Consider the following 20,300-nt stretch of genomic DNA (forward strand, 5'->3'; position numbering starts at 1 on the left):
TTTTCATCACACCTGGTGATTCCTTACAAAACGAGTACACATCATGAGCAACGCATCCCGCATAGTCGAACCGGCCAGCGTCATTGAAATGAGCGCCGGCAGCCGCCGCAAGGCGGGCGGCAGCAAAGGCAGCACGGGCGGCGCCGGCAGCGGCGCGGCGCCCACCTCATCCACAACAGCGTCGACCACCAAGCCCGCCAAGCGCGGCACCACGGCAGTCGACCTGCGCATTTACCGCGCCGTGGTCAATGCCGTCATGAGCCACAAGCTCCCGCCCGGAACGCACCTGGGCGAAACCGATTTCTGCGAACTGTACAAGGTCAGCCGCACCACGGTGCGCAAGGCGCTGCAACGCCTCGCGCATGACCACATCATTGAATTGCGTCCCAACCGGGGCGCCGTCATCGCTTCCCCTTCCCCGGAAGAAGCGCGTGAAATCTTTGCCGCGCGGCGCGCGATCGAACGGGAAATCGTGCCGCTGGCGATCCGCAACGCCAGCGTCAATGCCGCGTCGCTGCAGCGCATCCATGAAGCGATGGCGGAAGAAGACGCGGCGCGCCGCAGCGGCGACCGCGCCAACTGGATCCGCATGGGCGGCGAGTTCCACCTGCTGCTGGCGGAACTGGCCGGCAACCGCGTGCTGCAGCGCTATATGAGCGAACTGGTGTCGCGCTGCTCGCTGATCATCGCGCTGTATGAAAGCCCCGGCGCCCACATGTGCGAGAACGATGAACACCGCCACCTGGTATCGCTGATCGAGGAAGGCAAGTGCGAACAGGCGGTCGCACTGATCGAACACCACTTGCTGGAAATCGAAGGCCGGCTGCGGCTCGGCGTCGTCTCCCGCAAAGTCAAATTGGCCGATGCACTGGCCGGGCTGTAACCGCACCATCCACGCACCATCCGCAGTAACTGCATGACCCGTTGCGGGCCCTGGCCCGCAATTTGCTAAAGCATCTGAAGGCTCACGATAACAACCACCTTGGAGTTCCACATGATTCAGCAATTCAGCAAATGCACTGCCGCCATCGCCCTCCTCGCCGCGGGTATGGGCGCGGCCCACGCCGCCGACTGGAGCGACACGTCGATCAGCTACCGCTACGGCACGCAATTCGCGGAGCCCTACAACCCGGTCGACATCACGAAACACATCGTCAACCTGAGCCACGCCAGCGGCTACAAGTACGGCACGAATTTCTTCAGCGCCGACATGCTGTTCTCCGACAAGAACGACCCGTCGGCCGCCGGTTCGAAAACCGGCGCGCATGAAGTGTACGTGCTGTACCGCCACACGCTGGACCTGGGCAAGGTCTCCGGCCAGGAATTGAAAGGCCCCGGCATCCGCGGCTATGGCCTGACGGCGGGCTTCGACATGAACACCAAGACGGACGCGGGCTACAACTCGAAAAAACGCATGCTGGTGGCCGGTCCCACCGTGATGTTCGACGTGCCGGGCTTCCTCAACGTCAGCCTGCTGGCGCTGTGGGAAAGCAACGCGCCCTACAGCACGTTCACCCACACCGGCGTCAACCGCTATGACTACAAGGTGCACCCGATGCTGAACGCCGTGTGGCTGATTCCCCTGTCGAACAGCGTGCCACTGACGTTCGAAGGTTTCGCCAACTTCATCGGCAAGAAAGGCAATGACGAATTCGGCGGCAAGACCGCACGAGAAACCAACATCGACATGCAGATCATGTACGACATGAGCGGCGCGGTGGGAGCCGGCAAGAATACCTTCAAGGTCGGCGTCGAGTACCAGTACTGGAAAAACAAGTTCGGCAACAACGCCAACGGCTTCGCAGGATCGGGCGCTTTCGCCAAGACCCCGATGATCCGCGCCGAGTACCACTTCTGACATGGAAAGGAAGATGATAATGATGAATCGCCGTAAACTGCTCGCCATGGCCGCCCTGGCTGCCGCCGTTCCTTATGCCGCAACGGTGCAAGCTGCCGACGAACCGCTGAAAGTCGGTTTTGTGTATGTGGGCCCGGTGGGCGACGCCGGCTGGACCTATGCGCACGACCAGGGCCGCCTGGACATGGAAAAGGCGCTGGGTGGAAAAGTCAAAAGCACGTACGTGGAGAGCGTGCCGGAAGGCGCCGACGCCGAGCGCGTGATCCGCAAGCTGGCAACAGACGGCAACAAGGTGATTTTCACGACGTCATTCGGCTACATGAACCCGACGGAGAAAGTCGCGAAAGCCTTCCCCAACATCGTGTTCCTGCACGCGACCGGCTTCAAGACCGGCAAGAACATGGGGACGTACGAAACCCGCCAGTATGAAGGCGCGTACCTGCTGGGCGTCATCGCGGGCAAGATGACGAAGACCAATACGCTGGGCTTCGTCGCCTCGTTCCCGATTCCGGAAGTGATCCGCAACGTCAACGCCTTCACGCTGGGCGCGCAAAGCGTGAACCCGAACATCAAGACCAAGGTGATCTGGGTGAACTCGTGGTACGACCCGGCCAAGGAACGCCAGGCGGCGGAAACCATGATTGCGCAAGGCGCCGATGTGCTGAGCCAGAACACGGACTCCCCCGCCACCCTGCAGGCGGCGCAGGAAAAAGGCGTGTATGCGTTTGGCTGGGATTCGGACATGGTGAAATTCGCGCCGAAAGCCCACCTGACGGCCGCCACCAACAACTGGGGCGGCTACTATGCGGACACGGTGAAAGCCGTAATGGCCGGCACGTGGAAGCCAACCGACATCCACGGCGGCATCAAGGAAGGCATGGTGAAAATGTCGCCGCTGAATCCGGCCGTAACGCCGGATGCGGCCAAGGCCTATGACGCCAAGCTGAAAGCGCTGTCCGACGGTTCGTTCCACCCGTTCCAGGGCCCGCTCAAGGACCAGTCGGGCAAGGTACGCGTGGCGGCCGGCGCCGTGATGCCGATGAAGGAACTGCTGTCGATCAACTACTACGTGCAGGGTGTGGAAGGCGCGATTCCGAAGTAAGTGCCGCTGACAGTCCACACAGTCCGCAGGCTCGATGCCAGTGTTCCGTAGGGCGGTTTCCGCGCAGCGGAAGCCGCCATGCCAGCGCAGCCGTAACGCGGGCAATGGCGGCTTCGCTGGCGCGAACCCGCCCTACGCATTATGTGTCGCGTTTCATGGCGACAGTACAGGGATGTCAGGTGACTGTGAACGCCACCGGCCCCGCCAGCACCGCATAGCTGTCGTTATGGAACATCCACGCCGCATAACTCCCCGCCGCCAGCTTGCTGGTATCGAACGTGGCCTTGCCGCTGGCCTTCGTCACGTACTGCCACGATAACCACGTGCCGCTCGATGGCGCCACGCCCGCCTTCCAGATGCCGATCCAGTTCTTCACATTGACCTTCGACGCCGGTACCGCATAGTCGAACACCAGGTTCGTCCCATGCACCACGCTGGCAGCCGACGGCGTCAATTGCGACACGCTGAACGGAACCGGCCCGCCCAGCACCGCATAGCCGTTCTGGTACAGATACCACGCGTTGTAATCGCCCGCCGCCAGGCCGGCCGTGGCGAACGGCACGGAGCCCGTGGCATTCGGCGCATACGCCCACAGCAGCGAACTGCCATTGCCGGGAGACGCACCGTCGGCGAAGATGCCGATCCAGTTTTTCGCATCGAGCTTGCCCGCCGGCGCCGCATAGGTGAACGTCACTTGCGCGCCCCTGGTCACATAGCGTGGCGAACCTTCCAGCGGCGCCGCTGCGGCGCGCACCACGCCGATCATCGGGTCGGTGCGGCTGGCCTGGCCGGATTCGACGTGGCCGGCGATCTTGCGCGACCATTGCGCATCGGTATCGCACGTGATGTTCAAGTCATACCAGCCGAAGCTGGCGCCCAGCGGCAAGTCCAGGGTCAGCGACTGGCCGGCCGCCACCGTGTTGCGCGTGGCCGTTGCGCCGTAGGCGTTGTCGGTGACAGTGAACGTGCAGGCCACCGTCCCTCCCGCATTCGACAGCACCAGTTTCAGCGAACCGTGCACGCCGTCATGGGTGGCGGAGATTTCCGGCTTCGCGCCGGTGGCGGCCGCCGTGGCGCCCTTGAGGTGGCGCAGGAAACCATTGGCGCCATGCACGCGCAAGTCATACGCCGCTCCCGTGAAATTCCACGTTTCGCGCGCAATCGACTTGCCCGCTTCCACCGTGTAATACCACGGGCCATCGGTGCGCACATTGGAATACACGATGAACGCGGCGCCCGCACTGCCCGTGTTATTGAACGTCAGCTCGACGCTGCCGCCCGTGGCGCGGCCATGCACGGCCAGGTCGTATGGCAGGGCGCACGCTTCGCGCGTGTTGGTGCTGTCGGTGCACAGTTCCTGGCGCGGCAGGGTTTGCACGGCCGGCGGCGTGGGGGCTGGTTTGCCGGAGACCTTGACGTACGACGCCGTGGCCGGCACCGACGAAGGCCACGCGGCATCCGGGTCCGTGAAATTGAAGGCGGAAGTCAGGTCGCCGCAAATCGCTCGGCGCCATGGCGAAATCAGGTCGCACGTGACGCCGGTGCGCGCCTTGCCCTTCATGACCAGCCACTCTTCGAGGAAGCGCAGCTTGGACGTGTGGTCGAACAATTGCGAACATACGCGCCCGCCTTTGGTCCACGGCGAAATCACCAGCATCGGCACGCGCGGGCCCAGGCCGACGGGTTCGTTCTGGTAGGTTTCGTACGTCCCCAGCGACGCCAGTGTCGACTTGCCCATGGCGCCCGTGATGGGCGCCTGGTGCGGCGGCACGTGGTCGAAGAAGCCATCGTTCTCGTCGTACGTCAGCAGGAACACGGTTTTCGACCAGACGGCGGGATTGGACACCAGCGCGGCCAGCAGCCGCGCCGTCAGGTTTTCACCCGCGTTCGGGGAATTCGGCGCGTGTTCCGTGTAATCGTTGGGCGCGCAGATCCATGATACTTGCGGCAGGCGATCGTTGCGCACATCGTCCGCAAACGACGCCACCAGCCAGTCGCCCTTGGTGCCGGCTGAATTGGCTTCCGTCGAGCCGGGCGCCAGCTGGCGCCCGCGCTGGTACAGCGGTGAGCTGGAAGACAGGCGCGAGCCGTCCGCGTTGACGCGGAAGTTCCTGAAGTACGCCAGGTAGTTATCGCCGTAGTTATCCCACTCCTGGTACACCTTCCACGTCACCTGGTTCGCTTCCAGCGTTTCCGCATAGGTGCGCCAATTCGGCGCGCTGGCCGTGACGGAAGCAGTGATATTGTCCTTGGCAGGATCGTTGTTGTAGTAGCCGGACGGGCTGATGTTGTACAGGCTGCCCATGCTGCTTTGCCAGCCCTGATTGGTGCCCGTCAGCGAATACATGCGGTTCGGATCGGTGGCGCCGAAAATCGAGCAATGGTAATCGTCGCAGATAGTGAAGGCGTCGGCCAGCGCGTGGTAGAACGGGATGTCGCCACGGTCGAAATAGCCCATCGATTGCGCGGTCTTTTGCTTGACCCACGCATCCCAGGCCTGCCACGTCGCTTGCGATCCCTTCCACGAGTGGTTGGTGCCGACCGACAGCGCGCTGGTGTTCTTCGCATCGAAGTGGAATGGCAGCACGTAGCCGCCCGCGCCGTCCGGCTGGTACCACACGGGTTTGCCGCCCGGCAGTTCGATCGCGCGCGGATCGCCGAAGCCCCGTACGCCGGACAGGGTGCCGAAATAATGGTCGAACGCCCGGTTTTCCTGCATGAAGATGACCACGTGCTCGACGTCGGCCAGGGTGCCGGTCGTGTTATTGGCCGGCACCGCCAGGGCGGAACGGATCAAGTCGGGAAACAGCGAAACCGCCGACGTCGCGGCAAAAGCATTCAAGAACCTGCGCCTGCTGGGTGAAACCATGTGCCCTCCTCCTCATGTACAAGTGATTTGGGCAGGGATGGTATGTGGGAAATGTGACGGCGCGATTGCATATCGTGCAATGTGCCGATTTAGTGGGTATTCGGCTGGGAAGGTGCACAGGCGCTGTCGGATATTTGCTAATCGCGCTGCGCCGGCAACGGCAATGACGCTCCCCGCACCGTTGCGCCAGCAAGGCGCAACGCCCTCCGCAATTCATGTAGCGTTACGTGGCACACGCCGACTGCGGCATCACCTCCATCAATTTTGACAATAAACAATCAATTTAAACAATTTCATCAATTTTTATTGCCTACAGCCAATCATTATGAAATAGTAGAAGCATGAAAAACTCCATGGAGGAAAAGCATGGCGCAACCATCCTATAGCAGTGCTAACGGCTACATCGGCGAAAGTTTTTTCACTATCAATTTTGACATCGACCTCGATGCGGTACACCCGCCCCTGCTCAACGCATTCAACGTGCAAGTAAATGGCACCGATGTCACAGTTACCGGCGTCACCATCGACAGCACTGCCCGGACCGCACAAGTCACCATCAACGGATACCTGCTTGCCGGCGATATCATCGACTTTGTCTACACCGACCCGAGCGGAGCAAACGATGCCAGCGCCATCCAGGGGCTGGATGGCACCGATTCGGCTTCGTTTAGTCACTCTATCGTAGTAGCCATAGGTCGCCCCGGCCCCTCCGCTCCGCCCGCGCCAACGCTCGATAAGGCCAGCGACAGCGGCACCCTGAGCGATCACATTACCAATGACAACACCCCGACGGTCAGCGGAACGTCCGAGGCCAATGCCACGGTCAAGCTCTACGACACCGACGGGACAACGCTGCTGGGCACTACCACCGCAGATGGCGGCGGCAATTGGAGCCTGACGTCCGGTTCGCTTGGTGACGGTTCGCATACTTTGAAAGTGACGCAAACCAACGGCAGCAGCCAGACGTCATCCCTAAGCTCCGGCCTGAGCCTAACGATCGACACGGCCGCCAGTGCGCCTACCAAGCTGGGGGTGGCATCCGGTTCGGACAGCGGTACGCTGGGTGACGGCATTTCCAATGCCGGTACGCCAGCCATCACTGGAACGGCGGAAGCCAATGCCACTGTCCAACTGTACGATACGGATGGGACCACGATGCTTGGTACTGCCGCAGCCAATGGATCCGGGGCCTGGAGTATTACCACCAGCACGCTGACTTCCGGTTCGCATACCCTCACCGCCAAGCAGACCGATGTCGCCGGCAACGTTTCCGCCGTGTCGAACGGATTTACCTATGTCCTCGACACCATCGGCCCGACCAATATGGCGCTCAGCACCAACACGGTCCAGCAAACAGCAGCCACCAACGGCTCAACCGTGGCAACGCTGTCGTCCACTGACACCACGTCTGTCACCTACGGTTTTGCCGTCGGAAACGGCGTCATCGATGCCGACAATGGCAAGTTCACCATCTCCGGCACCAGCCTGACCGCCGCGCAGAATTTGACAGCGGGGGCTTACCACATCTATTTGAGTGCAACCGATGCAGCCGGCAACGACGCCTTCAACATCTTTACCATCAATGTCACCAACGCGCCCTCAGTCAGTTCGATCGTGCGCGCGGCCAGCGCTTCATCAATCGTGGACACCGGCGCCACCTCCGTTGACTATACGGTAACCTTCAGCCAGTCGGTCACCGGCGTCGATGCCAGCGACTTTGCCTTGACCGCCACGGGCAACGCTGCCGGCAACGTCGCCAGCGTTGCCGGCAGCGGCTCAACCTACACCGTGACCGTTAATACCATCAGTGGCGACGGCACATTGCGCCTGGATCTCAACAGCAGCGCCACGGGTATCCAGAATGGCAGCAGCGTCGCCATCGGCGGGGGCTATACCAGCGGAGAATCCTACTCGCTCGACCATACTGCGCCCAGCGCGCCCGGCACGCCGGCCATGACAGCCGGCACCGACACCGGCAAGTCCAGCAGCGACGCCATCACCAGTAATACCACACCGGTGTTCACCGGCACCGGCGAAGCCAATGCCAGCGTCAAGCTGTACGATACCGACGGCACCACCTTGCTCGGCACCACCACCGCCGACGGCGCCGGCAAGTGGAGTATCACCAGCAGCACGCTCAGTTCCGGCTCCCATACACTGACCGTCAAACAGAGCGATGCGGCCGGCAATACGTCGGCCGCCAGCAGCGCCCTGACCGCAACCATCGACAACACGGCCCCCACAGCACCCGCCACGCCGGTACTGTCACCGGCCAGCGACAGCGGCACTTCGGGCGACTTCCTGACCAATGTCACCACACCGGTCATTACCGGTGCCAGCGAAGCCAACGCCACCGTCAAGCTGTACGATACCGATGGCACCACCCTGCTGGGCACCACTACCGCCGATGGCGCCGGCAAATGGAGCATCACCAGCAGCACGCTCAGTTCCGGCTCCCATACGCTGACCGTGAAGCAGACAGACGTTGCCGGCAATGTGTCCAAGGCAAGCTCGGGACTCACGCTCGACGTCGACACCTCGGTGCCGGGCACGCCCTCTACCCCGGTATTGCAAACCGCCAGCGACAGCGGCACGCTGGGCGACGCCGTCACCAGGATCACCGCTCCCACCATGATCGGCACCGGAACGGTGGGCGATACGGTGAGCATGTATGACACCGACGGCAGCACCGTGCTGGGCACCGCCGTAGTCGACGGCAGCGGCAACTGGAGCATCGCCAGCAGCGCGCTGGCCGATGGCGTCCACAGCGTCACGGTCAGGCAGACCAATGCCGCCGGCACCGCGTCGAGCGCAAGCAAGGCATTCAGCCTCACCATCGACGCCACGGCGCCCGGCGCCCCAGGCACGCCGGCCATGACGGCCGGCACCGACACCGGCAAGTCCAGCAGCGACGCCATCACCAGCAACACCACGCCGGTGTTCTCCGGCACCGGCGAAGCCAATGCCACCGTCAAGCTGTACGATACCGACGGCACCACCTTGCTCGGCACCACCACCGCCGACGGCGCCGGCAAGTGGAGTATCACCAGCAGCACACTGAGTTCGGGCCCACATACGCTGTCGGTCAAGCAAACCGACGCGGCTGGCAACACATCGTCCTCCAGCACCACACTGGCCGTGACCATCGACACGACGGCCAACACGCTGGCTGCGCCGGTGATCGCGTCGGCCAGCGACAGCGGTGCCAAAGGTGACAGCCTGACCAATGTTGCAACGCCGACGATGAGCGGAACCGCGGAAGCCAATTCGGCGATTACCCTTTATGATACGGACGGCGCCACGGTACTCGGCACCGCCACGGCCGATGGCAGCGGCGCCTGGAGCATTACCGCCGGCAAGCTCGCTGATGGCATTCATACACTGAGCGCACGCCAGACCGATATTGCGGGCAACATCTCGGCCGCCGGCACCGGCCTGGCGCTCACCGTCGATACCTCGGTCCCCGCCGCACCAACCGCCCTTGCGATGTCGCCGGTCAGCGACACCGGCACGGTGGGTGACGGCATCACCTATTCCCAGGCGCCGCAAATCACCGGCAGTGGCACGCCCGGTATGACCGTGCGTCTGTACGACACCAACGGTACTACCGAACTGGGCAGCGCGGTTGTCGGCGGCAATGGTGCGTGGACTATAACCAGCAGCATCCTGACCGACGGCACCCATACGATGAAGGCGGTGCAAACCAACGCGGCGGGAACCGCCTCAGCGCAAAGCACCACGCTCAACGTCACCATCGACAATACGGCGCCGCCAGCGCCAGGCACACCGGCGCTGGCGCCATCGAGCGACAGCGGCGCCCTGGGCGACGGTATCACGACCGACACCTCGCCCTTGATCACCGGGACAGCAGCCCCGGGCGCTATTGTCAGCGTGTACGACCATGGTGCACTATTGGGAACGACCAGCGCCAATGCCAGCGGCGTCTGGAGCTTCAGTTCCTCGCTTGGCATGGGATCGCACCAGTTGCAGGCCAGCCAGACCAATTCCGTCGACAACACGTCAACGTTGAGCGGGACACTGGCGCTGACCATCAGTGCACCGTCGCAGGCGCCATCCGCGCTGGCCTTGTCCGCGTCGAGCGACAGCGGCGCCGCCGGCGATGGCGTGACCAACGTCGCCACCCCTACCATCACGGGCCACGCGACGCCCGGCGCCAGCATCACCCTGCTCGATGGCGGCTCGGTCGTTGGCAGCGCCACTGCCAATGCGTCCGGCGCGTGGAGCATTACAACGGCGACGCTGGCCAATGGCGCGCACAGCTTGTCGGCGCTTGCCACCGACGGCCAGGGCGCGCCGTCGCCTGCCAGCGGCGCATTGGCCGTGACGATCGATACGCAGGCGGCGAGCGCCATTACCCTGTCCAATGCCGCCATCCTGAGCAACGCCGGCGCCAATGCGGCCGTCGGCACACTGAGCAACAATGACGCCAGCACCGGCGACCAGTTCAGTTATGCGCTGGTCGCCGGCGGCGGTGACAGCGACAACGGCGCATTCAGCATCGATGGCAATACGCTGCGCCTTGTCAACCCTGCCACCGTCGGCGCGGGAGCACACACGGTGCGCGTGGCCGTCACAGACCGCGCGGGCAATGTGCACCAGCAAGCCTTCAGCGTGACCGTCACCAACCCCACTTCCCAGGTTGACGGCGTACCGGTACAAAGCGGCCCGGTAACCTTGCCCGGCGGGGGTACGGGTACCGAGGTGACCGTGCCGATCGTGCAGCCCGGCCGGACCGATGCCAATGAAGCCACGCCGCTGGCCGACATCCCGCTCAGCAGCAACAACGGCACGACCGTGCTGCAGGCGCATGTCCCGGTAGGATTCGGCCTGCAATCGAGCGGAGGCGCCAGCCAGCCAGCCGGCTCGTCGCTCGAGGAGCTGATTGCCGCGATTGCTGCCCGTACCCAGGGCAACGCGGCGTCCGACCAGGCGCACCTCACCGGCAACGGCCAGCAGTTCCTCCAACTGCTGCCGACCACCGTCCCGCTGCTGGTGCAAACCGTGGTGGTCGGTGGCACAGCCAGCGCCGCCGGCCAGCCGCTGACGTTGAGCGGAACATCCACAGCCAGCCAGCACACAGCGTTGGTGATCGATACCGCTGGCATGGGCGGCTCAGGCAGCATCGTGCTGCAACAGGTGGACTTTGCCGCCGTCGTCGGCAGCAGCACTGTCACCGGCAGCACCCCCGGCCAGGTCCTGTCGGGCGATTCGGCCAGCCAGCATTTCATTGTTCAAAGCAACAGCGGCCATGTCCTGAGTGGCGGCGGCAACGACCAACTGCAATGGTCGCCATCCGTGTCAACCGGGCGTGCGCAGCAAGGTGCGCCCGGTGATATCGTCACACCTGGCGCCCTGCTGCTTAACGGCGGCACCGGCGCCGACAAAGTCACGTTTGCCGGTGCCCAGGCCGGCTATACGGTCGTGCGCAGCGATGCCCATGTCGTGGTCACAGACAAGGCCAGCGGTGCGCAGGCGACGCTGGCCAACGTCGAGACCTTGCAATTTTCCGATGGTGCGCTGGCCCTGCAAAGTCGCGGCGAGCTTGGCCAGTTGGCCGCGCTGTACCAGAACATCCTGGGCCGGCAAGCCGACGTTTCCGGATTCGAGTACTGGGGAGCGCAGCAGCAGGCCAAGATCAGCATGGGCGATATTGCGCTGTCGATGATACGCTCGGCGGAAGCGGCGGAAGCGGCGGGCCGGGGGATCGCGTTCAATGGCAACGCCAGCCATGACGTCGGCCTGCTATACCAGTCGATCTTTGCCCGCACCGCCGATACCGCCGGCGCAGCGTACTGGGTCGATGCAATGCAACACGGCGCCAGGCTCGCACAGGTGGTGAACGGCATGCTGGCATCGGCAGAAATGGTAGGGATCAGCAAGGCGCCGGAGACGTGGGATTTCCGCTTTTAAGTTACCAAGTAAAATGCCGTTTATCTGCATAGACAAACGGCACCATGGAAACCAAATGGCTGGAAGACTTCATCTCCCTCGTTGAAACCAACAACTTTTCCCGCTCCGCCGCGCTGCGCCATGTGACGCAGCCGGCGTTTTCGCGGCGTATCCAGTCGCTGGAAAACTGGCTGGGCACGGACTTGATCGACCGCACGTCGTACCCGACCCGCCTGACGCCGGCCGGCCACGTGTTTTACGAACAGGCGCTGGAAATGCTGGGGCAGATCAACGGCGTGCGCGAACTGCTGCGCAACAAGCGCGCGGCCATGCAAACCACCATCGACCTGGCCGTGCCGCACACGCTGTCGCTGACGTTCATCCCGAAGTGGATCACGCAACTGCAGGACGATTTCGGCCCCATCAACAGCCGCCTGATGGCGCTGAACGTGCACGACGCCGTGCTGCAACTGGTGGAAGGCGGCTGCGACCTGCTGCTGTGCTACCACCACCCGCGCCAGCCGGTGCAACTGGACCCCGGGCGCTACGACATGCTGGTGCTGGGCCGCGAAGCCCTGCGCGCCTATTCCCGCTGTGACAAGAACAAGAAGCCGGAATTCACCCTGCCCGGCACCAAGGCAGATCCCCTGCCCTTCCTGTCGTACACCAATAATGCCTACCTGGGCCGTATGGTGGAACTGATCCTGGCCGACACGAAAACCCCGCTGCACCTGGAAAACCATTACGAGACCGACATGGCCGAAGGGTTGAAGATGATGGCGCTGGAGGGACGGGGCATCGTATTCCTGCCCGAATCGGCCGTCACGCGGGAATTGAAATCGAAGCTGCTGGCGCGCGCGGACGGTGGCAGCGCCGACTGGGAAATCGAAATGGAAATCCGCCTGTACCGCGAAAAACCTTCCCCCACGCGCCCCGGCAAGCCCATCGTGTCGCGCCTGTGGGACCACCTCGGCGGCAAGCAGCAAGCATCGAAACGCCGCAGCGTACCGGATTCGGAACGCTAACATTGATAAAAATCAACGTTTCCGCGTTATGTCAGAGGCTATGCTTTTTTTGCATAACGTGACGAAATGTCGCTCCGGGATTATGCAAGAAATGCATAGTTAGATGCGCACTCAGCATTGGCACCGTTTTGGTGCGCTAGCCTAAGATTCGCCTCACTGAACACAGCGTCCCAACGCAAACGCCATAAGCGTACACATATAACCTCAGGAGCGAATCGTATGACCACCCAGCACGCACTGCCTTCTTACCTCAATCCGGACGACCTGGGCCCATGGGGCCAGTACCTGAAACAGATCGACCGCGTAACCCCGCACCTGGGTTCGCTGTCGCGCTGGGTCGAAACGCTGAAGCGCCCAAAGCGCATCCTGGTGGTCGACGTGCCGATCGAACGCGATGACGGTTCCATCGCCCACTACGAAGGCTACCGCGTGCAGCACAACATGTCGCGCGGCCCGGGCAAAGGCGGTGTGCGCTTCCACCAGGACGTGACCTTGTCCGAAGTGATGGCCCTGTCGGCCTGGATGACGGTGAAAAACGCGGCAGTGAACGTGCCCTACGGCGGCGCCAAGGGCGGCATCCGTGTTGACCCGAAAACCCTGTCCAAGGGCGAACTGCAGCGCCTGACCCGCCGCTACACCAGCGAAATCGCGCTGATCATCGGCCCAACCAAGGATATTCCGGCGCCGGACGTCAACACCAACGAACAGGTGATGGCATGGATGATGGACTCCTACGCCATGATCGAAGGTAACCTGTCGACCGGCGTCGTGACCGGCAAGCCGATCTCGATGGGTGGCTCGCTGGGCCGCCGCGAAGCCACCGGCCGTGGCGTTTTTGTCGCCGGCCAGGAAGCCGCCGCCAAGCGTGGCGTGAAAATCGAAGGCGCCCGCGTCGCCATCCAGGGCTTCGGTAACGTGGGCGGCGTGGCCGCGACCATGTTCGCCAATGCCGGCGCGAAAGTTATCGCAGTACAAGACCATACCGGCACCGTGGTACACTCTGGTGGCCTTGATGTTGCACAATTGCACAAACATGTTGCAGAAGTGGGCGGTGTCAAAGGTTTCCCGGGCGTCGAACAGTTCATGGAACGCGACGCTTTCTGGGGCATTGAATCGGACATCCTGATTCCTGCCGCGCTGGAACAGCAAATTACCGCTGCTGTTGCCCAGCAACTCCGCACCAAAATTATCCTGGAAGGTGCAAACGGCCCGACTACGCCGGAAGCCGACGACATCCTGGCCGACAAGGACGTGCTGGTGGTGCCGGACGTGCTGGCCAATGCCGGCGGCGTGACCGTGTCGTATTTCGAGTGGGTGCAGGATTTCTCGTCGTTCTTCTGGACCGAAGATGAAATCAATGCCCGGCTGACTCGCATCATGCAAGACGCATTCAAGTCCGTGTGGGATGTTGCCCAGGACAAGAATGTCACCCTGCGTACCGCCACCTTCATCCTGGCGTGCACCCGGGTGCTGCAAGCGCGGGAAGTGCGTGGCCTGTACCCTTGATCGGCAAGCAGCGTAAGTGAAATCCACAAGCTGCATGCCCCCCGTATGGACGAATACTATAGGTAATTATTGGCAATATCGGACATAGGTCGTTACCAGTCATTACCACGCCTGCCCTAGTTAAGCTCGGGCAGGCGTTTTTCGCATTTGATAAAGGAACTCCGGAATGAGCACTTTGGAACAGAAAGCCCTTGAATATCATAAAGCCGGTTCCGCCGGCAAGATTGCCACCGCCGTCACCAAGAGCGTGGCCACCCAGGATGACCTGGCGCTGGCCTACTCGCCCGGCGTCGCAGTCCCGTGCGTGGAAATCCAGCGCGACCCATCGCTGGCTTACACCTACACGGCCAAGGGCAATCTGGTCGCCGTCATCACCAACGGTACCGCCGTGCTGGGCCTGGGCAATATCGGCGCGCTGGCCGGCAAGCCCGTGATGGAAGGCAAAGTCGTACTGTTCAAGAAATTCGCCGGCATCGATTCGTTCGACATCGAAATCGATGAAACCGACCCGGATAAGCTGGTCGAGATCATCGCCTCGCTGCACCCGACCTTCGGCGGCATCAACCTGGAAGACATCAAGGCGCCGGAATGCTTCTACATCGAGCGCAAACTGCGTGAACGCCTGTCGATCCCTGTCTTCCACGACGACCAGCACGGCACCGCGATCGTCGTCGGTTCCGGCCTGCTGAACGCGTTGAACCTGACCGGCCGCAAGATCGAAGACGTGAAGATCGTCTGCTCGGGCGCCGGCGCCGCCGCCATCGCCTGCCTGGAACTGATCCTGTCGCTGGGCGCGAAGCGTGAAAACATTTTCGTCTGCGATTCCAAGGGCGTGCTGACCACCGCGCGCGAACTCGATGGCGAGAAAAAAGCGTGGGCGCGCGACACGGTCGCCACCAAAATGGGCGAAGTGATCGAAGGCGCGGACATGTTCCTGGGCCTGTCCGGTCCCGGTCTGCTGTCGCAGGACGACGTGAAGAAAATGGCGCCGCAGCCGATCGTCTTCACCCTGGCCAACCCCGACCCGGAGCTGCGCCCGGAACTGGTGCGCGAAGTGGCGTCCGATGCCATCATCGCCACCGGCCGTTCGGATTACCCGAACCAGATCAACAACGCGCTGTGCTTCCCTTACCTGTTCCGCGCCGCGCTGGATTCCGGCGCCACCACCATCAACCAGGAAATGAAGATCGCCTGCGTCCATGCGCTGGCCGGCATGGCCCGTACCGACGAGCGCTTCGGCAGGGATTACGTGGTGCCAGGCTTGCTGGATGCGCGCCTGCTGTCGGGCGTCACGCCGAAGATCGCGCAAGCCGCGTTTGACAGCGGCGTGGCGAAGAAGCAGTTGGATCTGGAAGCGTATGCGCAGCAACTGATCAAGCTGGGCGAGACGCTGCTGTAACGCGTTACAACCGGTACTGGCGGGTTGTCCGAGCGTGCTCCCGCCAGTTATCAAATCAAGCCAGCGCGCTGATATAGTTGATCATAGAATGGTCAGTCAGCATGCGGGGCAGTTTCGCCAGTGGGCGCCTGGTCAAGTGCATTGCAAGGGCTTTGCCAAAGTCAATTCCTACCGCGATGCTGCCAACTGTCGTCCTTAAATTCCCATCGCAGTCAATGTATCGCAGGTCTGGCAGATGGCGGTAGCCATTTACGATTGGTATTGGTATGTTGGGGGGCAACACCACCCCGAATGCCGCCAGTGATAGAGGCATAGCATAGAGCGGCGACAACCACTCTCCCGAGTCAGGCGGGGGCGCCAGCCAGGAAACACCATCCAGGCAATTCACATAGCGCTCGACAGCGCGTTTCCTGAACAAATTGGCGAACCGTACATCGCCTACGCGTGGCGACCCGAACGTTACTAAACGTGCATCCAAAAATGAGGCGGCTGCAACAGTGGCAAGCGCGCCGCCGAGACTGTGTCCCGTCAAAGTCAACATATATCCTGGAAACTGATTCAGCCAAGATTGGACCTGTGACTGGATATCCAAATAGCGCGAGCTGAACCCAGTGTGTACCCGTCCATTCCTGACGTGCGGTTTCAACGCAACCATTAAGTCGGTCAGGTAATCTTGATATTGCAGCGGTTGCGATCCCCGGAATGCAATATAGGCCTTCCGAGCCCCCTGATCCACAGCGCCAAATGCCTCTGTTCCGCTCCCTGAGTGCGAAAAAAAACCTAATCTGGTCAACCCGACTTGGGCACACGCATTTTGCATGGTCGTGCGCGTTTGGACGTAAGACTGAGCAGAACTTTCAAATCGAAAATATGCTAATCGCGATAGCTCCGCGCATAGCGCACCGGGTTTACCCCAGTTGGGTAGCCGTTGCCCAGGCTGGAAGGGATAATTAAACAGCGCAGGCGTATCCTGCGGAGAAAACAATGCCTGGCTGCTCACGTCGTATTTGAATAACATGCACGCACTCCTTGCATAAGATGGTTTCTTATCAGAAAGCTCATTCTCCGCTAAAATGGCCGGATTTTCCATGCACCTTTAACCATGCCCAACGCCGCCGCAGAAACGTCGCCCAACTGGAAACCGAAACCTTGGATCGCTGTCGCACTGTCTATGCTGACGACTCCTCTTTCATTTTTGTACGTGCGGAAACCATGGCACGCGCTGCTTTTTGCAGTTGCAGCCCTTTCGCTGGGAGGGGCCGAAATTGTTGCATTGGGCCGCTCTAATTCGCTTGTCTCAGTCATCCATTTCACAATTTGGGCTGCAGCAGTCTTTTTCGCATACCGGTTCGCGAAAAGAGCAGCTCCTGGAAACCAGCCTTGGTATGCGCGCTGGTACGGACTGGCAGGGATTTTTTCAGTCGTAATCAGTGTCTTTTGTGGCGTACGCGTATTTTTTTATGAACCGTTCGTCATTCCTTCAATGGCAATGCAACCGTCGCTCGAAGTCGGCAATCGCATTCTGGTGCAGAAGTGGGGGTTTGGCCATTTATCGACATGGGGACTCGATTTCGGCCGTCTGCCAGCGTCCCAACAGCTTCAACGCGGCGATGTCGTCGTATTTGACTATCCAAGTGATCCATCGCAAACCTACGTCAAGCGCTTGGTAGGCCTTCCGGGAGATCGCATCGTCTACCGGGACAAGCATGTGTTTGTTAATGGCCAGGATACGTATCTAGGCAAAGCGGAGGATTACCTGCAATCGCAAACGCTGCGATATCAGCCGCGCCAGACTCATCGCCTTGGCTCGACAGTCTTTGATGTCATCATCGAACCAAACGCACCTTTAATGCTCGGCGCGCCGAAGGACTTCCCTTTGCGCGAAAGCTGCGCATACACACCAGAAGAAATCCGCTGTACTGTGCCTGACGGGCGCTATTTTGTGATGGGAGACAACCGCGACAACAGCGCAGACAGCCGCTACTGGGGCTTTGTCCGCGCTGACCAGATGATTGGCAAGGTCGCTAAAGTCTTCCGATAACGGTATCGGGCACGGTAGCCTGCCGCCGCGCCGCCACTATGCCATCAGCCACGCCGGCGCATCCTGCATCGCCACCGGCCGCAGGAAACGGTCCATCGCCGCATAGCCCACCGACGTGGCCGCCGGCTGCGTCGACGAGGGCCATGGCCCGCCGTGCACCTGGCTGGCAGCCACCGCCACGCCGGTCGGCACGCCACTGAACAGCACCCGCCCCGCAATCTGCTGCGCCGCGCGCACGATCGCCTGCGCATCGGAAGATGCCTGCTGCGCGCCCCACACGGTCACCGTCAGGCTGCCGCCCACGGCACGCAGCACCGCCACCACGTCGTCCGCCGACGCCACCCGCACCAGCACGCAGGCCGGCCCGAACACTTCTTCCTGCAGCGCGTGCTGCGCGATGAAGTTGGCCGCCGTGGTGCGCGCCACCAGCGGCTGCGGCGGGGCCGACTCGCCGCCCGCGTCGGCGCCGGCCAGCACGGTTTCCACGCCCGGCGTTCCCACCACACGCGCCACGCCCGCGTCGAAATTACGCTTCATGCCCGCCGTCAGCATCGGATGCATGGCCTTGCCCTTCAGGGCGTCGCGCAGCGCCGTTTCAAAGGCATCCGCGTCGGCGTCGTCGAACAGCACGATCACGCCGGGGCTGGTGCACGCCTGGCCGCTGGAAAACGCCATCGAATCGGCCAGCGCGGTCGCCTTATCCGTAGCCTGCCCCGCCAGCGCCGCCGGCAACATCACCACGGGATTGATCGAACCCAGCTCGCCATAGAATGGAATCGGACGGGGACGCGCGTTCGCCAGCTGCCACAGCGCGTGGCCACCCTTGTACGAACCCGTGAAGGCGACAGCGGCGATCTCCGGATGCTGCACCAGCGCCACGCCGACGTCGATGCCCGCCCCTTCCACCATGCCGATCAGTCCCGCCGGCAAATCCTGCCGCGCCAATACCGCCTGCGCCAGTTCATGCACGGCGCGCGACAAGGCCGGGTGGCCCGGATGGGCTTTCACCACCACCGGGCAGCCGGCCGCCAGCGCCGACGCGGTATCGCCGCCCAGCACGGAAAACGCAAACGGGAAATTACTGGCCGAGAACATCGCGACGGGGCCCAGCGGCACCTGCACGCGCGCCAGGTGCGGACGGCCCTGCGGCGGCGCGCCGGCCACCGCAGCATCTTCCGTCACGGCATACGGACGCCCCGCCACCACCTGGTCGGCAAAGCCGTGCAACTGGAAAATCGTGCGGTCCAGTTCCCCGTTCAGGCGGGGCAGCGGCAGCGAGGTTTCTTCATTGGCAATGCGAACCAGCGTTTCGCGCTGCGCGTGCAAGGCCTCCGCCAGGCCGCGCAACAGCGCGGCGCGGCGTTCGGCGCCCGACTGGGCCCAGTCGCCTGCGGTTCGGGAAGCGGCGGTAACGGCCCCATTGATTTGGGCCGGCGTGGATTCGTGGATGGTCACAAGGTCTCCTGAGGTGAATGACTATGCATGAATGGTAGCCAGCGCGTACCATTACCGGAATCGAAAACATTTCATCACCCTATAACCGTGTCCGATCCCGCCCCGCATTCCGCCCCTCATTACGTGCCCCGCTCCGCCCTGTCGTCGCTGCGGATCAAGCAATTCATGCTGCTGCTCGCGCTGGGCAACCATGGGTCACTGCGCAAGGCAGCCGATGAACTGGCTGTCAGCCAGCCGGCCGCCAGCAAATCGCTGCTGGAAGTGGAAAGCGCGCTGGGCACGCAACTGTTCGAACGCACGCACAGCGGCCTGACACCCACCGCCGCGGGACGTTGCGCCATCAACCATGCGCAAAGCATCATCGGTTCCGTGCGGCGCATGAAGTACGAACTCGATGCGATCGAACACCAGCGCCAGGAAATCCTGCGCATTGGCCTGATCATGGGCGCGGTCACGGGCGCATTTTGCGGCGTGGTGAGCCGCGCCTGCGCGGACCGCGAAAACCTGCTGGTCGAAGCGCAGGAAGGGACGTCGGCGGAATTGATGCTGAAGCTGCAGTCGGGCGAACTGGACCTGGTGTTTGCCCGCTCCGGCCTGGCCATCGGCCAGCCGGAGCTGGAAGTGCGCGAACTGGCGACGGAGCCGATCTGCATCGCGGCCGGCGCGCAGCACCCGCTCGACACGGGAAGGCTATACACGTGCGCCGACCTGGCCGGCTACCCGTGGATCAGCTACGAACCCAAGGCCCCGCTGGCCGCGCTGCTGTCGGACTGGTTCGATGACAGCGGCTGCGCGCAACCCGTCATCAAATTGCGCACCACGTCCGCACTGGTGACGGTGGCCACGCTGTGCAACACGGATTGCCTGGCCATGCTGCCCAGTTCCGTGTTCAAGCACGTGGTGGCCGACGACCGCATCAAGAAAATCCACACGACGTCCACCTTGTCGCTGGGCGATTACAGCGCCTACTGGCACCGGCATTCGCTGCGCCTGGCGACCATCCGCAACGTGCTCCAATCAACTGTGTGAGCAAATCCGCCAATAATTTTGTGTAAAACATACACTCGAATCATCGTCCTGATTGTTTGACATCAGGGCAACACAGCCGTCAACCAACTTCATACACTGTCCCCCG

At 62.3% G+C, this 20,300-nt stretch carries 12 protein-coding genes; 9 read left to right on the forward strand and 3 right to left on the reverse strand.

Annotated features, from left to right (window positions below; all coding sequences use genetic code 11):
* Nucleotides 1–43: 43 nt before the first annotated feature.
* From GJ700_RS19850 to GJ700_RS19860, 3 genes are all read left to right on the forward strand, one after another.
* Complete coding sequence (locus tag GJ700_RS19850; protein ID WP_229507128.1) at nt 44–883, forward strand: GntR family transcriptional regulator; 840 nt, start codon at nt 44–46, stop codon at nt 881–883.
* A gap of 111 nt (nt 884–994) precedes the next feature.
* Complete coding sequence (locus tag GJ700_RS19855; RefSeq protein ID WP_154377060.1) at nt 995–1,858, forward strand: outer envelope protein; 864 nt, start codon at nt 995–997, stop codon at nt 1,856–1,858.
* A 19-nt stretch (nt 1,859–1,877) separates the two neighbouring features.
* Complete coding sequence (locus GJ700_RS19860; protein ID WP_154377062.1) at nt 1,878–2,960, forward strand: BMP family ABC transporter substrate-binding protein; 1,083 nt, start codon at nt 1,878–1,880, stop codon at nt 2,958–2,960.
* A 175-nt stretch (nt 2,961–3,135) separates the two neighbouring features.
* Here GJ700_RS19860 and GJ700_RS19865 read toward each other — a convergent pair whose 3' ends face one another.
* Nucleotides 3,136–5,829: a phosphocholine-specific phospholipase C gene (locus tag GJ700_RS19865; protein WP_154377064.1), complete on the reverse strand. Its 2,694-nt coding sequence runs from the start codon at nt 5,827–5,829 to the stop codon at nt 3,136–3,138.
* 366 nt (nt 5,830–6,195) lie between these two features.
* On the opposite strand from GJ700_RS19865, the gene GJ700_RS19870 reads away from it, so the two are divergent.
* The 4 genes from GJ700_RS19870 (at nt 6,196) to GJ700_RS19885 (ending at nt 15,669) form a co-directional block, all read left to right on the forward strand.
* Entirely contained in the window at nt 6,196–11,760 is a 5,565-nt protein-coding gene (locus GJ700_RS19870; protein WP_154377066.1) for an Ig-like domain-containing protein, read from the forward strand.
* A 44-nt stretch (nt 11,761–11,804) separates the two neighbouring features.
* Nucleotides 11,805–12,764: a LysR family transcriptional regulator gene (locus tag GJ700_RS19875; protein ID WP_154377069.1), complete on the forward strand. Its 960-nt coding sequence runs from the start codon at nt 11,805–11,807 to the stop codon at nt 12,762–12,764.
* 219 nt (nt 12,765–12,983) lie between these two features.
* On the forward strand, nt 12,984–14,270 hold the full coding sequence (locus GJ700_RS19880; protein ID WP_154377071.1) for a Glu/Leu/Phe/Val family dehydrogenase: 1,287 nt from the start codon (nt 12,984–12,986) through the stop codon (nt 14,268–14,270).
* Between the two features lie 166 nt (nt 14,271–14,436).
* The gene (locus GJ700_RS19885; RefSeq protein ID WP_154377073.1) at nt 14,437–15,669 is read left to right on the forward strand and encodes a malic enzyme-like NAD(P)-binding protein; all 1,233 of its coding nucleotides are present in this window, start codon (nt 14,437–14,439) and stop codon (nt 15,667–15,669) included.
* Between the two features lie 55 nt (nt 15,670–15,724).
* Here GJ700_RS19885 and GJ700_RS19890 read toward each other — a convergent pair whose 3' ends face one another.
* Nucleotides 15,725–16,759: a lipase family protein gene (locus GJ700_RS19890; protein WP_154377075.1), complete on the reverse strand. Its 1,035-nt coding sequence runs from the start codon at nt 16,757–16,759 to the stop codon at nt 15,725–15,727.
* Between the two features lie 12 nt (nt 16,760–16,771).
* On the opposite strand from GJ700_RS19890, the gene lepB reads away from it, so the two are divergent.
* Nucleotides 16,772–17,710 (forward strand): signal peptidase I, encoded by a 939-nt coding sequence (lepB, locus tag GJ700_RS19895; RefSeq protein WP_154377077.1) that lies wholly within the window; start codon nt 16,772–16,774, stop codon nt 17,708–17,710.
* Nucleotides 17,711–17,746: 36 nt separating this feature from the next.
* Here lepB and GJ700_RS19900 read toward each other — a convergent pair whose 3' ends face one another.
* On the reverse strand, nt 17,747–19,165 hold the full coding sequence (locus GJ700_RS19900) for an aldehyde dehydrogenase (NADP(+)) (protein WP_371868045.1): 1,419 nt from the start codon (nt 19,163–19,165) through the stop codon (nt 17,747–17,749).
* A gap of 87 nt (nt 19,166–19,252) precedes the next feature.
* Between GJ700_RS19900 and GJ700_RS19905 the strand changes: the two genes are divergently transcribed.
* On the forward strand, nt 19,253–20,194 hold the full coding sequence (locus GJ700_RS19905; RefSeq protein WP_195763956.1) for a LysR family transcriptional regulator: 942 nt from the start codon (nt 19,253–19,255) through the stop codon (nt 20,192–20,194).
* Nucleotides 20,195–20,300: the final 106 nt, after the last annotated feature.

Origin of the sequence: Pseudoduganella rivuli (assembly GCF_009674485.1) — a bacterium.
Lineage (GTDB): Bacteria > Pseudomonadota > Gammaproteobacteria > Burkholderiales > Burkholderiaceae_D > Rugamonas > Rugamonas rivuli_B.